Here is a 13,946-nt window from a genome sequence, read left to right on the forward strand (position 1 = left end):
ATGGCAAGAAATTTGATTAATTTTTAGAGGTAAATTTCTCACAACCATTAGGTTACTTAAAAAAAATCAAGCTATGAAAAAAACGTTAATCTTTTTAGTCGCCCTGTGTATCTCATTTGTTAGTTTTTCCCAGGAGCGATGGGTTTCTGGTACCATAAAGGATGGTGAAAGTCCAATATCAGACGTCAATGTCCAAATAATTAATCAAGGCACTTCAGTTAAAACCAATGTTGAAGGAAAATATAAAATACAGGCATCTGCCGGTGATATTTTATACTACACTAGTCCTGGCATGGAGTCTTTGCAAATTCGCGTTGAAGACGTAACCCGGATTTTAAATTTAGACATGTTTCCCAAGATTGAAAAACTGGAAAACGTAACAGTCACTAGAACAAGAAGAGCCAGCCAAAAAGAGCTAGAAGAAGACTATCACCTTAATCCAAACATTATTAAAACGGTATTCGGATATCTAGATAAAAATAAAGCTTCGTATTCAGTCCGAACCATGGAATCTGATAGGATTTTACCAGGAGAATATGATTTGGCCAACGTGCTTCGGAATAGATTCGCTGGGATAATAATTTCAGATGGATTCGGTTTTGGGACAACTTCGCCAGCAGGTGCTTCGGTTGGTTTTGCAGCAGCTTCAGGAGTAAATGCTGGCAGAAGTGTGGTACTACGTCGGGATAGGGGAGTTGCAATTTTTGATATTGATGGTCAGATATTTACTCAGTTTCCAGATTTTATAGATGTACAAAATATTGAACGAATTGCGGTTATTTCTTCATTGACCGGAACAGTTAGATATGGAAGTATTGGGAGTGGTGGTGTGATTGTTATTAACACTAAAAATGGTATTTCAGCTCCGTTAAGAGATAAAAATGGAGTCATCATAGATAAGGCCAGGCTTAAAAATAATTTTTATGATGGGAAGGCACTTACGGCCGAAAGTGTTTTGAACAATGCTCCAGAATATCTCAAGGAACTTAAAAACGCTACTACTTTTGAAGAAGCCAAATCCTCTTATGAAGTAAATGCCCAAAAGTATACGTCATCCCCATATTTCCTTTTGGATTCCTATCAATACTTTTATGATACCTGGAAGCAAGAAAAGTATGCGGACCAAATTCTTGAGCAAGGGTATTCTGATATTAGTAACAACCCGGTTCATTTAAAATCATTGGCCTATATCTATGATGCTCAAGGGCGCGATGAAAAAGCGAATGGAACCTATAAAGATGTATTTATTCTTCGTCCCAATTATTTACAATCCTATATGGATTTGACAAACAGTAATCGCAGGATTGGCAAACCTAAAAAATCGGCGATTTTGTATGCACGTTACTTCTATTTATTGAGAGAAGGCTTTTTAAATTCCGATACAGCAATGTTCTCAACCATGATAAATAGAGAGTTCAACAATCTATTGAGCTTGGAAAAAACGGATGTGGTGGGCTCCTCCAGAAGCAAAAAGATAAAAGTGGATAGAGAGGATTTTGATGGCACTAGGTTGGTATTTGAATGGAGCGATAGTGAAGCTGAGTTTGAACTACAGTTTGTAAATCCTGAAAACCAGTTTTACACATGGACCCATAGTCTTGAGGCCAATCCTGATATTATTAAAAGAGAAAAAGACTTTGGTTATTCAACTTCCGAGTATCTGATAGATAATTCCTTGGCCGGAACATGGCTAATAAATGTAAAGTATTTGGGTAATAAGAGTTTAACGCCATCTTATCTAAAGACTACCATTTATCATAACTATGGAACTAAGGCTCAACGAGAAGAGATTAAGGTCTTTAAACTAGACATTAAAGATGTCAATCGCGAACTATTTCAAATAACAAAGACTTCAAAGAGCGGTAGTTAAGCTTTATGTCGCGATTAAAGGGAATCTTACTGTTTTGGGTTTCAGTTCCTTTATTAGTATCAGCACAAAAAGAGTATAAGGGTAGGGTATTGGATGCCAAAACCAATACTCCTATTCCTTATGTAAACATCGGAATTGTAAATAAAGGTATTGGTACGGTAACTGATGAAGAAGGATTGTTCCATTTGTCCATGGATGCTATCAAATCATTTCCTGATGAGAACATTTTATTCTCGTCACTGGGTTATAAACCCTTTAAAATACCTGTCAGTGAAATTGAATTGGTCTACAACGAGTATCCAGTAATAAAGTTGAGTCCCGAAATAGTCCAGCTTAATGAAGTTGTGGTTACAAATGCACAAGGAGAATTTATTGATGAATCTATAGGATATAAGAATTCAGGAGAGACCATATTTGGTTACTGGAAAGATAATGTGGCCTTAGGGGGGCAGTTAGCAACCCGAATCATGGTAAAAAAAGGACTCAGAAAGTTACATGAGCTGGGGTTCGAGATATGGTCAAGTACTTCTGATAGTGTTTTACTGAGAATCAATTTTTATGATGTGGGTAGTTTCGGAAAACCTAGCAAGAACTTAAATACTTCTCGTGAAAACATCCTATATACCGTAAAAAAAGGACAGAGATTCGCTGATGTCGATTTACGCCCTTTTTCTGTATTTGCAGAAGATGATTTTATAGTGTCTTTGGAACTGTTAAAAGTATATGGAAGTGACAATTTGGGTTTAATCATGGCTGCTATCCAATTTGACACGGATTCTTTCCGAAAATTTTCTAGTCAAGACGAATGGGAAACTTTACCATATTCGGCTATGGCTTTTTATTTGAAATCCTCGGTTTTAGTTTCCGGAAAGGCTGCTGAACGAATCAATAGACGAAATCAAAGGAAAAAAAACAATTTACCCATGATTTCTGGTTTTTCTATTCATCGTGGAAAGATGATTACTAATGTAAGTGTTCGCAATATACGTACAAAAGAACTTGTGTATACTGATGTGAACGGACGATACGCTATTCATGCAAAGTACAAAGACGTGCTTTGCTTTGAAAAAGAGGGCTATGAGACAAAATGCTATGAAACTAGAAAGAAAAGCACATTGAACGCTCAAATGTATTTAGCAGAAAAATGATTATTAACTTAGTGTAGTTTTATAATTCATTTTCAGTGCAATGGACAATTACCTTACCCTCTTTAAAAACAAACTATTTGGATTTAGTTTTGTTTTCTTGGTGCTTGCAACTACGTACGGTCAAGAAGTACAGAAGACAACTATTTTTTGGGACACTTCCAGTTCAAGAGAAGACAGAAATGCAGCATTGGAAATAGAATATTTAAATGCCTATTTCCAACGATTTGAAAATGCTGATGTTTCTCTTGTGTGCTTCGGTAACGCGGTTCACTTTAGGGAAGATTATACTATTAGAAATGGAGATTGGGAAGTGTTGCAGAAAAAAATTGAGTCTCTGGAATATGACGGCGCCACTTCTTTCTATGGATTCGAAACTTATGCTTCGGAAGGATACAATCTCATTTTCACTGATGGTTATCAGAATGCTGGAAAAGCTATTCCAAAGCTTCAAGGAAAAGCAGTGGTCATAAATAGCTCAAAGAGTTATGATAAAAGAACCATCAATTTGTTTTCCATAATTGGTAAAGCGGATTTTCTAAATCTTGTAAAGCAAAAGGAAGATGATTCTAAGAATGCCACTGCGCCAGCAGCACCGAAAGGACAATCTTCGGATTCAACTGCTTCTGATATGAAAGAAGGAGTTCAATTGGAAGAAGTAGTGGTAACTGAAGAACGGGAAAACCCAGTGCAATTGGAGAATACAGCATTAGGATTAAAAGACAAAGATGCTTTGGGCTATGCGGTGCAAAGTATAAGCTCCGATAAGATATTGGATGCCGCTACCGCGTTGAGTGCTGGGGTATCAGGAAAGTTTTCAGGAGTATCCATTGGACAAAATGACGATTTGAGTAGAGTTGTTATGAGACCAAGTAATTCATTATTGGGAAATAATTATGGATTGATTGTAGTGGATGGAATTCCTTTACCTCAATCCCAATCCAGCGCGGATGGACTTTTTTATCCAACTAGTTTTCTAGATCCTAAAAACGTGGAAGATATAACTGTGTTAAAAGGCTTGGCTGCAACGAACATATATGGCACGCTAGGAGTTAATGGTGTGCTATTGGTTACTACAAAAACGGGTAGTTATGGTAAAGTAGGGGATGATACTTCGGATGCCATGCAGTTAAAGAACAATTACTACGATTCCAAAATTAAGATAGATAACAAAACCGTGGTCACACCCTATCTGAAAGAATTGAAAAAGGGAAAAGATGTCCAAAGTGCCTATGATATTTATTTAAAGCAGAGAAATGAATACAAAGGTTCCCCAAGCTACTTTATTGATGTATTTGACTTTTTTTATGCTTCTTCTCCAGCTGTCGCATTTCGAATCTTGTCCAATGTTCTTGAAGTAGAATCTCCTAGTTATAAGATGCTTAGGGCCGCGTATTTAAAAAGTAGCCAAGCCAGGAATTATGAATTGGCTCTGGCCATTGTAAACAGATTGATGGAAGAGTATCCAAATACATTACAAAACAATTTTGACTATGCTGCGTCCAATAGAAGTCTTGGAAATTACCAAACTGCTCTAAATACACTTAATGTATTGCTTAAGGATAAGATTAATTCGGTTCCCGAACTTAAGGGATTTGAAAAGTCCGTAGGTGCAGAAATCAGAAACCTAATTAATCAGCATAGAAAAGAGTTGGATATCACTAAGGTGGATATCAAATATCATAATAACATAACGTACAATGCCAGACTGGTTTTGGAGTGGAGCAATCCAGAAGCTGAATTTGTGGTTCAATTTGTAAATCCGCAGAAGCGGTTTTTTGATTGGGAACATACTATGCAATCAGATGGCCGGAGATTACAAGAAGAAATCAAACAAGGAAGTTTTACGGAACAATTCGAAATTGTAGGCGCAGAAACAGTAGGGGATTGGATATTGAATATTACCTCGCACGGAAACATAACCATTGATGATAAAACTCCCACATTTATTAAGTGTACGGTTTTCAAAAACTTTGGAAAGAGCAATCAGGAAACAATCTCATATATGGTTCGGCTTCAAGAACCAAATGAAAAACAGCAATTGGCAAAGTTTACCGTAGACTAGTTATACCTGTAAAACCCCCATATTAAATGGTTTTTCAATCGGCGCATGGTTAGCTGCCTCTATTCCCATGGAAATCCAGGTTCTAGTGTCCAATGGGTCAATAATGGCATCGGTCCATAGTCTAGCTGCAGCATAATACGGGGAGATTTGATTATCGTATCGTTGTTTAATAGTATCAAAAAGCGCTTTCTCTTTTTCTGAGTCAAATGCTTCTCCTTTTTTCTCCAAAGCTGCTTTTTCAATTTGTAAAAGTACCTTGGCTGCTGAGTTTCCACTCATTACTGCAAGTTCTGCACTGGGCCAAGCTACCATGAACCTTGGGTCATAGGCTTTTCCGCACATCGCATAATTGCCAGCACCATAACTATTACCAATAACAATAGTGAATTTAGGAACCACCGAGTTGCTAACTGCATTTACCATTTTGGCCCCGTCTTTAATTATTCCTCCATGCTCACTTTTACTGCCCACCATGAATCCAGTTACATCTTGTAAAAATACTAACGGAATTTTCTTTTGATTACAGTTGGCAATAAAACGTGTGGCCTTATCCGCAGAATCAGAATAAATGACCCCTCCAAACTGCATTTCTCCCTTTTTTGTTTTTACCACTTTGCGTTGGTTGGCCACTATACCTACTGCCCAGCCATCTATACGGGCATAGCCGGTTAGTATACTTTGACCATAACCTTCTTTGTATTGTTTAAACTCAGAATCATCTACCAAACGTTTTATGATTTCCAGCATATCATATTGGTCGCTTCTTAGTTTGGGCAGTATCCCATAAATGTCTTCTTGGTTCTCTTTTGGGTTTTTTGACGCTACGCGATTGAACCCAGCCTTATCAAAATCACCAATTTTGCCTACGATATTCTTTATAGTGTCCAAAGCATCCTTATCATCCTTTGCTTTGTAATCAGTAACACCGCTTATTTCAGAATGGGTAGTAGCGCCCCCTAAAGTTTCATTATCAATGCTTTCACCTATGGCAGCTTTTACCAAGTAACTTCCTGCCAAAAAAATACTTCCCGTTTTATCCACGATAAGGGCTTCATCACTCATAATGGGTAAATAGGCACCACCTGCAACACAACTGCCCATAACGGCAGAAATTTGGGTTATCCCCATACTGCTCATCACTGCATTATTTCTAAAAATACGTCCAAAATGCTCTTTATCTGGAAAGATTTCATCCTGCATGGGCAAGTAGACACCCGCACTATCCACCAAGTAAATAATGGGAAGTCTGTTTTCTATTGAGATTTCCTGGGCTCTTAGATTTTTCTTTCCCGTAATCGGAAACCAGGCCCCAGCTTTTACCGTTGCATCGTTGGCTACCACAACACATTGTTTCCCTTGAACGTACCCTACCTTTACAACCACTCCGGCAGAAGGGCAGCCTCCATGTTCTTCGTACATACCATCCCCTGCAAACGCACCTATCTCGATAGAATCCACACCATCATCCAACAAATAGGCGATACGCTCACGGGCAGTCATTTTACCTTTGGCATGGTGCTTTTCTATACGTTTTTGCCCACCACCCAACTTAACTTGGGCTAGTCTTTTTCTTAATTCTGAAAGTTGTAGTTTGTTGTGGTCTTCGTTCTTATTGAAGTTTAAATCCATAGTGAATAAAGCGTTTTCTAACGGCCTGCTAAAGATACGGAGTATTAATCATTACTTTTGATTTGTATGGAACCGAAAATTAAATGGGGCATAATTGGTCCAGGCAAAATAGCTAAAAAGTTTACTTCTGATTTATTGCTGTTCGAGGATGCTGAGGTTGCAGCCGTGGCTTCTAGAAATCTTAAAAGAGCGAAAGACTTCGCTGCTGAATTCAAGATACCATACACCTTCGATAACTACGAAGAACTTTTTAAATCAGACAAGGTTGATATAGTTTACATTGCCACACCTCACAGATTTCATAAAGAATTGACCATTATGGCCATGCAAAATGGAAAACACGTGTTGTGTGAGAAACCTCTTGGAGTAAATCTAAATGAAGTTCAGGAAATTGTTGAAGTGGCTAGAGCTGAAAAAGTGTTTCTTATGGAAGGACTTTGGTCTAGATTTAATCCTTCGATACAAAAAGCAAAGGAGCTTACGGACAGTGGCGAAATAGGTTCAATTTCTTATCTACATGCCGACTTTTCTTTTTATGCCTTGGATAGAGGTGAGGATTCAAGATTGTTGAATCCTGAACTGGCTTCCGGTTCTCTTTTGGACATTGGTATTTACCCAGTATTTCTATCCTATCTTCTTTTGGGAATGCCTGAAAGCATTTCTGCACAAGCAAATTTTCTTGAAAATGGTACTGAGGCACAAACTTCAATATTATTCAAATATCAGAATGCACTTTCAGTACTTTATTCAGGTCTTAAGGGAGAATCCAAAATGGAGGCCGAAGTTTCAGGAAACCTAGGTGAAATATTTATCCACCCCAGATGGCACGAAGCAAATGGTCTTACTTTAAAAAAGGGGGAAGAAGCAAAAGAGTATAAAATGCCAACTAAGGGAAATGGTTTCGTCTATGAAATTCAAGAAGTACATAAGTGTTTGAAAAACAATCTTTTGGAAAGTAAACTCTGGTCCCATCAAAACAGTCTGGAATTAGCTCAATTATTGAACAAAATACGGTCGCAGATAGGAGCTACGTTTCCATTTGAATCTTAAACGTTTCAAAAGGAACTTGTTTCTCTTTTTTTACGATATTTGATTGACTAACGAAACCTAAATTATGGGAATGAACAAGAATACTGTTTTGGCTTGGGCCACATGGATTATGATATTTGTGGGCTTGGGTATGATCGCATTGGGAGCCTTTAAATATGATGAAGTTGCAGGATATGGATTTGCAGCCGTAGGTATCGGTTTTTTTGCCAATGCATGGGTGTTCAACGCACTAAAGGGAAGAGTTTAATTTCTTAATTTTCACTTTTTACTTAAAAACAACCAAAAATGTCTGACGATAAAAAGGTCATATTTTCAATGTCTGGAGTAACCAAGACATTCAAAACGGCCAACACACCTGTCCTCAAAAATATTTACCTCAGTTTTTTCTATGGTGCCAAGATTGGAATTTTAGGACTCAATGGTTCTGGTAAATCCACCCTTTTGAAAATCATTGCGGGTGTGGATAAAAATTATCAGGGTGATGTTGTTTTTTCCCCTGGGTATACTGTAGGATATTTGGAACAGGAGCCTCAATTGGATGAAGAAAAAACGGTTTTGGAAGTGGTAAAGGAAGGTGTGGCAGAAACAGTTGCCATTCTGGATGAGTACAACAAAATAAATGATATGTTCGGACTCCCTGAGGTATATGAGGATGCAGACAAAATGCAGAAGTTAATGGATAAGCAGGCCGCGCTTCAGGACCAAATTGATGCATCAAATGCTTGGGAACTGGATACCAAGTTAGAAATTGCTATGGATGCACTTCGCACACCAGATTCAGACAAAAAGATAGGTTTACTTTCTGGTGGTGAAAGAAGGCGAGTAGCACTTTGTCGTTTACTGCTCAAGGAACCAGATGTTTTGCTATTGGATGAGCCTACCAACCATTTGGACGCGGAATCTGTACATTGGTTGGAGCATCATTTGGCGCAATATAAAGGAACTGTAATTGCAGTAACGCACGACCGTTATTTTCTGGACAATGTTGCTGGATGGATTTTGGAATTGGACCGTGGGGAAGGTATTCCATGGAAAGGAAACTATTCTGGATGGTTGGACCAAAAAGCAAAACGACTTGCCCAAGAAAGTAAACAAGCTTCAAAACGCCAGAAAACACTTGAACGAGAGCTGGATTGGGTACGCCAAGGGGCAAAAGGAAGGCAGACCAAACAGAAGGCGCGTCTTAAGAACTATGATAAGTTGCTTAGTCAGGACCAAAAGCAATTGGAAGAGAAATTGGAAATCTATATTCCGAATGGACCTCGTTTGGGAACCAATGTCATTGAAGCCAAAGGGGTAAGCAAAGCTTATGGAGACAAACTTTTATATGAAGATTTAAATTTCAACTTGCCACAAGCGGGTATTGTTGGAATAATAGGCCCCAATGGTGCAGGTAAAACTACCATTTTCAGAATGATTATGGGAGAAGAAACTCCCGACAACGGTGAATTTGTGGTAGGAGACACGGCTAAGCTGGCCTATGTAGACCAAAGTCATTCAGATATAGATCCAAATAAAACCATTTGGGAGAACTTTAGTGATGGACAAGAACTTGTAATGATGGGAGGCAAGCAAGTAAATTCAAGAGCCTACTTGAGTCGTTTCAACTTTTCAGGAAGTGAACAAAACAAAAAGGTTAACATGCTTTCCGGTGGAGAACGAAACAGGCTTCATTTGGCCATGACCTTGAAAGAGGAAGGAAATGTGCTACTGTTGGATGAGCCTACCAATGATTTGGATGTCAATACCTTACGAGCATTGGAAGAAGGTCTTGAGAATTTTGCCGGATGTGCGGTAATCATTTCCCACGATAGATGGTTCTTGGATAGAATATGCACACATATCTTGGCCTTTGAAGGGGATTCCCAAGTCTATTTCTTTGAAGGTTCTTTCTCTGATTATGAAGAGAACAAAAAGAAACGTCTAGGCTCTGACATCATGCCTAAACGTATCAAATATAAAAAGTTAATAAGGTAGAGGGCCAGATAAGTAAATACTATTCTTTATCTAGGGCCTGTATCCCTTCCTCAAGAATTCTTTTAGCTTCTTTTAGGTAAGCCTGTTGTTGGGCGACCAAGCTATTTCCTTCGTTTTCTTGGGTAACGGAATTGGGATTGTACGTTTTGGAAAGCAACACCAGTTTTTCTACGGCTTTTTTCGCAGAATCCAATCTTGCTTCGGCATGGGCTTGGAATACTTTGGCCATCTCATTTTCCAAGCTCTCGGTGGGTGATTGCTTTTCTGATTCTTGAGTATTGTTCTCATTTTCCGAGGAGACATTGTCACTATCTTCTGCAACGATAGGAGCGGGGTCATTTTGGGTACACTCGTCAACCTTTGTTATAAGTTCGTTTATCATAGCCATTGACTTTTTAGTATAAAAACGTCCGGCTTCCCAATCAAAAGGTTCAATGGCCTTTTCCAAAACCTCCATAGCATCCAAAGTTTGGTCTTCCAATTTGGCACAGTCACATTCAGCTTGATATTGTTTTGACTTTTCCAAAGCAGTATATGCCCTTTCGGCGTAGTACATCTGGTGCTCAAAGTTTGTTGCCGTCATTGCCTTTTTGGTATGGCTCAAGCTATACGAAACTTTCGCGTAAAGATTGTCACAACGATTGGTTTGGGCGGATGCAAAAATGGACAGAAGCAGAATAGCACTGACCACATACGTTCTTTGTGCCATGATTAAGTTGATTTGGGTTAATCTTAAGGAAGAACGATGAGAACGATATAATATTATATTGCCCTAAAAATCGTCGTTAGGATACCAATCTAATCGAACAACGGTAATGTTTTGGTTTTTTTTCTTTATGATGGACTCAAACTTGTTCACATCACTCACATTGGGCTTTCCCCGATAATGATAAGGATAAACCTCCTTGGGAGAAAATTCTAGAACAGCATCTGCCGCACTTTCTACGGTCATTGTGTAGGGAAGATTCATGCAGACAAAAGCCTTATCAATATTTTTTAGATTTCGCATTTCGGGGATATCCTCGGTATCTCCTGAAAAATAAATACGTTGACCTCCCAAATTCAAAACATAACCGTTTCCACGTCCTTTGGGATGAAATTTTAATGCTTCTGCCCGTAGGTTGTACATGGGAATGGCCTCAATATGAATTCTATATCGCTCTTTGCTATCTCCATTGTTCAAAACATCAATTTGAGGAGTGAAAACATCCGGAATCTTATCAGCCACAGCTTGGGGAACTATAACTTTTGCATTGTGCGTATCCAACGCTTCAAGAGTTTTTAGACTAAAATGGTCTCCATGAACATCCGTAACCAATATTAAATCAGGCATTGCTATACCCTTAAATGCTTCTTTGCCGCCTACGGGGTCTATATATATTGTAATACCATTCCACGTTAGTACGGCAGTTGCATGTTCAATGGGAATAATTTGAATAGTATTGTTTTTTTGATTGTCTGAGATAGTTTTTTGAGAAAGAATAGGCGATATGGCGAATAGTAAAAGCAGAAGAGTACAGCCAGAGTGAATTTTTTTCTCCATGATTCAATGTTTCAGACACCCATAAAATTAAGGGATTCAGGACATTGCCATATCTTTTTTTTAGTTTTTATTTCCTAAATAAAATCCAAAATGAAAACCCTAGCGTATATAATCCGAACACGCTTGATAAACACACCAAATTAAGTGTCAATTAATTACTAAGTTATGACTGAAACAAAAAGTAACAACGGATTAAAGGTAATAGCAGGTCTACTTGGAGTAGTACTTTTAGGAACCATCATCTACACTGTAAGTCTTTACCAAGATAAAAAGAAAACTACCACAGCGCTTCAACAAGAGAAGGATTTAGTGGTTGAGGATTTGAACAGCCTTAAATCTGAATATGATAAGGCTATCTTGGAAAGCAATGCTACAAATGAAGAGTTGGTTGCCGCCAGAGATAACATTGCTAAGTATATCGATTCTGTACAAGCCATGAAAACCGACATTGCTTCACTTTCTCGTTACAGAAGACAAGTTAGCGTTTTGAAAAAGGAAAGAGAAGAACTGTTAAAGCAAGTTGACTCTTTGACTCAATCCAACACGTTGTTGGCCATGGAGCGTGACAGCACTTTTGTAGAGTTGGAAAAACAAACTGTATTCAATGATTCATTGATTGTACAGAACACACAATTGGCTGATGCTGTTGAAAGAGGTTCTGCTCTAAGTCTATCTACTTTTAGTGTAGACGCAGTTAGAGAAAGAAACAATGGCAAGTTGGTTTCTACTGCAAGAGCTAAGGCTACTGATAAATTTAAAGTATGTTTTACTATTGCTGACAATGTGATTGCTGAAGCCGGTGATAGAGAATTCTTTATTGAAGTTCTTGACCCTCAAGGTAACGTTTTGGGTGACAGCTATTCAAAGTCTAGCGAAGAAGGTGCTTCCATTACCTATAGTAAAGGAACAAACTTCTACTATGAAAATAGTTCTTTGGATGTATGTGATTATATCAACAAACCAGCTAGTGACTTTCAAAAAGGAAATTACATGGTTAATGTTTATGACAACGGTCTGAGATTATTGGGAACTTCCAAGTTCACATTGAAATAATATACACTATCCATCATATTAAAAAGCCCGTTCCTAGTTGAACGGGCTTTTTTGTATTCATTAATTAACGGAAGTCACTTATTTTAAACTTCCTACCATGTCCTCGGGTTTGACCCACTCATCATACTCCTCTGGTGTGACATAACCTAAATTAACGGCCTCTTCCCTTAGGGTGGTTCCGTTTTTATGTGCCGTATTGGCAATCTCTGCAGCTTTGTAATATCCAATTTTAGTATTCAGTGCAGTGACGAGCATTAAAGAATTGTTTAAGAGGGTTTTGATGACCTCATGATTAGGTTCTATTCCAACAGCGCAATTCACATCAAAGCTTACACAAGCATCTCCCAAGAGCTGGGCGGATTGTAGAATATTGGCTGCCATCATGGGTTTGAATACATTCAGCTCGTAGTGTCCCTGTGTTCCTCCAACACTTACGGCTACATCATTACCTATAACCTGAGCACAGACCATGGTGAGGGCCTCACATTGTGTTGGGTTTACTTTGCCAGGCATAATGGAACTACCAGGCTCATTGGCAGGAATGATTATCTCTCCTATTCCTGAACGTGGACCAGAAGCCATCATTCGAATATCATTGGCAATTTTATTTAACGAGACGGCCAATTGTTTTAATGCACCATGACTCTCCACAATACCATCATGGGAAGCCAAAGCCTCAAATTTGTTTTCTGCAGTTTTAAAAGGCAGTCCTGTGAATTCAGCGATATATTTGGCTACCAATACATCGTATCCCTCAGGAGTATTTAAGCCCGTTCCAACGGCAGTACCGCCCAAAGCCAACTCACTTAAATGGCTCAAAGTGTTTTTTAATGCTTTTAGTCCATGATTAAGTTGGGAAACATAACCTGAAAACTCTTGGCCCAAGGTTAGGGGAGTGGCATCCATCAAATGGGTACGGCCAATTTTTACAACATCATTGAAAGCCTTGGATTTCGTTTCCAGTGTATTTCTTAATTGTTCAATTCCAGGAATGGTCACTTCAATAATCTTCTTGTATGCTGCAATGTGCATTCCCGTAGGAAAAGTGTCGTTTGAAGATTGGCTCTTATTGACATCATCGTTGGGCTGTATGGTCTTTTCCCCTTCGCCTATGGTTTTTCCGGCAATCTCATGGGCACGATTGGCAATAACCTCATTGACATTCATATTACTCTGGGTGCCAGAACCGGTCTGCCAGATTACAAGAGGAAATTGATCATCATGTTTTCCTGCCAAAATCTCATCACATACCTGGGCAATCAAGTCTCTTTTTTCTATAGAAAGCACACCCAATTCGTGATTGGTGTACGCTGCTGCTTTTTTTAGGTAGGCAAAACCATATACAACATCTAAAGGCATGGAAGCTGCAGGACCAATTTTAAAGTTATTTCTGGAACGCTCAGTCTGGGCGCCCCAATATTTGTCTGATGGAACTTGTACTTCGCCCATCGTATCTTTTTCAATGCGATACCCCATAATTACTAAATTTTAAGTAATACAAAGGTAGTGATCGTTTCAATCATGCTAAATCCTTCGAAAAACAATTCCGTATTTTTTTAAGGAGATTTGCTTTTTTGCACGAATTCGGATTATCTTTGTATCGGAAAAAGTAAG

General features: G+C 38.6%; 11 protein-coding genes. 7 read left to right on the plus strand and 4 right to left on the minus strand.

Annotated elements, in window-relative coordinates; translation table 11 throughout:
- Positions 1-73 precede the first annotated feature (73 nt).
- From ACOKFD_RS02190 to ACOKFD_RS02200, 3 genes are read left to right on the plus strand one after another with little or no spacing between them, the layout of a single operon-like run.
- Positions 74-1,870 carry a hypothetical protein gene (locus ACOKFD_RS02190; protein ID WP_422859750.1) on the plus strand — a complete coding sequence of 599 codons (1,797 nt, stop codon included), beginning with the start codon at positions 74-76 and terminating at the stop codon, positions 1,868-1,870.
- Positions 1,871-1,875: 5 nt separating this feature from the next.
- Positions 1,876-3,018, plus strand: a complete 1,143-nt coding sequence (locus ACOKFD_RS02195; protein WP_422859751.1) for a carboxypeptidase-like regulatory domain-containing protein — start codon at positions 1,876-1,878, stop codon at positions 3,016-3,018.
- Between the two features lie 40 nt (positions 3,019-3,058).
- Positions 3,059-5,080, plus strand: a complete 2,022-nt coding sequence (locus ACOKFD_RS02200; protein ID WP_422859752.1) for a TonB-dependent receptor plug domain-containing protein — start codon at positions 3,059-3,061, stop codon at positions 5,078-5,080.
- Here the strand turns inward: ACOKFD_RS02200 and ACOKFD_RS02205 are convergent, their stop codons facing one another.
- On the minus strand, positions 5,081-6,709 hold the full coding sequence (locus tag ACOKFD_RS02205) for an acyl-CoA carboxylase subunit beta (protein ID WP_422859753.1): 1,629 nt from the start codon (positions 6,707-6,709) through the stop codon (positions 5,081-5,083).
- Between the two features lie 66 nt (positions 6,710-6,775).
- Here ACOKFD_RS02205 and ACOKFD_RS02210 point away from each other — a divergent pair, with 66 nt between their 5' ends.
- The 3 genes from ACOKFD_RS02210 to ettA all read left to right on the plus strand — a co-directional run bounded on the left by ACOKFD_RS02210 (position 6,776) and on the right by ettA (position 9,736).
- On the plus strand, positions 6,776-7,759 hold the full coding sequence (locus ACOKFD_RS02210; RefSeq protein WP_422859754.1) for a Gfo/Idh/MocA family protein: 984 nt from the start codon (positions 6,776-6,778) through the stop codon (positions 7,757-7,759).
- 70 nt (positions 7,760-7,829) lie between these two features.
- Positions 7,830-8,006 (plus strand): CAL67264 family membrane protein, encoded by a 177-nt coding sequence (locus ACOKFD_RS02215; protein ID WP_298998514.1) that lies wholly within the window; start codon positions 7,830-7,832, stop codon positions 8,004-8,006.
- A gap of 38 nt (positions 8,007-8,044) precedes the next feature.
- Positions 8,045-9,736 carry an energy-dependent translational throttle protein EttA gene (gene ettA, locus ACOKFD_RS02220; protein ID WP_422859755.1) on the plus strand — a complete coding sequence of 564 codons (1,692 nt, stop codon included), beginning with the start codon at positions 8,045-8,047 and terminating at the stop codon, positions 9,734-9,736.
- A 19-nt stretch (positions 9,737-9,755) separates the two neighbouring features.
- Here ettA and ACOKFD_RS02225 read toward each other — a convergent pair whose 3' ends face one another.
- Positions 9,756-10,445: a hypothetical protein gene (locus tag ACOKFD_RS02225; protein WP_422859756.1), complete on the minus strand. Its 690-nt coding sequence runs from the start codon at positions 10,443-10,445 to the stop codon at positions 9,756-9,758.
- Positions 10,446-10,508: 63 nt separating this feature from the next.
- Positions 10,509-11,279 (minus strand): MBL fold metallo-hydrolase, encoded by a 771-nt coding sequence (locus ACOKFD_RS02230; RefSeq protein WP_422859757.1) that lies wholly within the window; start codon positions 11,277-11,279, stop codon positions 10,509-10,511.
- A 165-nt stretch (positions 11,280-11,444) separates the two neighbouring features.
- On the opposite strand from ACOKFD_RS02230, the gene ACOKFD_RS02235 reads away from it, so the two are divergent.
- Complete coding sequence (locus ACOKFD_RS02235) at positions 11,445-12,332, plus strand: hypothetical protein (RefSeq protein WP_422859758.1); 888 nt, start codon at positions 11,445-11,447, stop codon at positions 12,330-12,332.
- A 78-nt stretch (positions 12,333-12,410) separates the two neighbouring features.
- Here ACOKFD_RS02235 and fumC read toward each other — a convergent pair whose 3' ends face one another.
- Entirely contained in the window at positions 12,411-13,808 is a 1,398-nt protein-coding gene (gene fumC, locus ACOKFD_RS02240) for a class II fumarate hydratase (RefSeq protein WP_422859759.1), read from the minus strand.
- Positions 13,809-13,946 lie beyond the last annotated feature (138 nt).

This window comes from Flagellimonas ulvae (assembly GCF_049333175.1).
Classification (GTDB): Bacteria; Bacteroidota; Bacteroidia; order Flavobacteriales; family Flavobacteriaceae; genus Flagellimonas.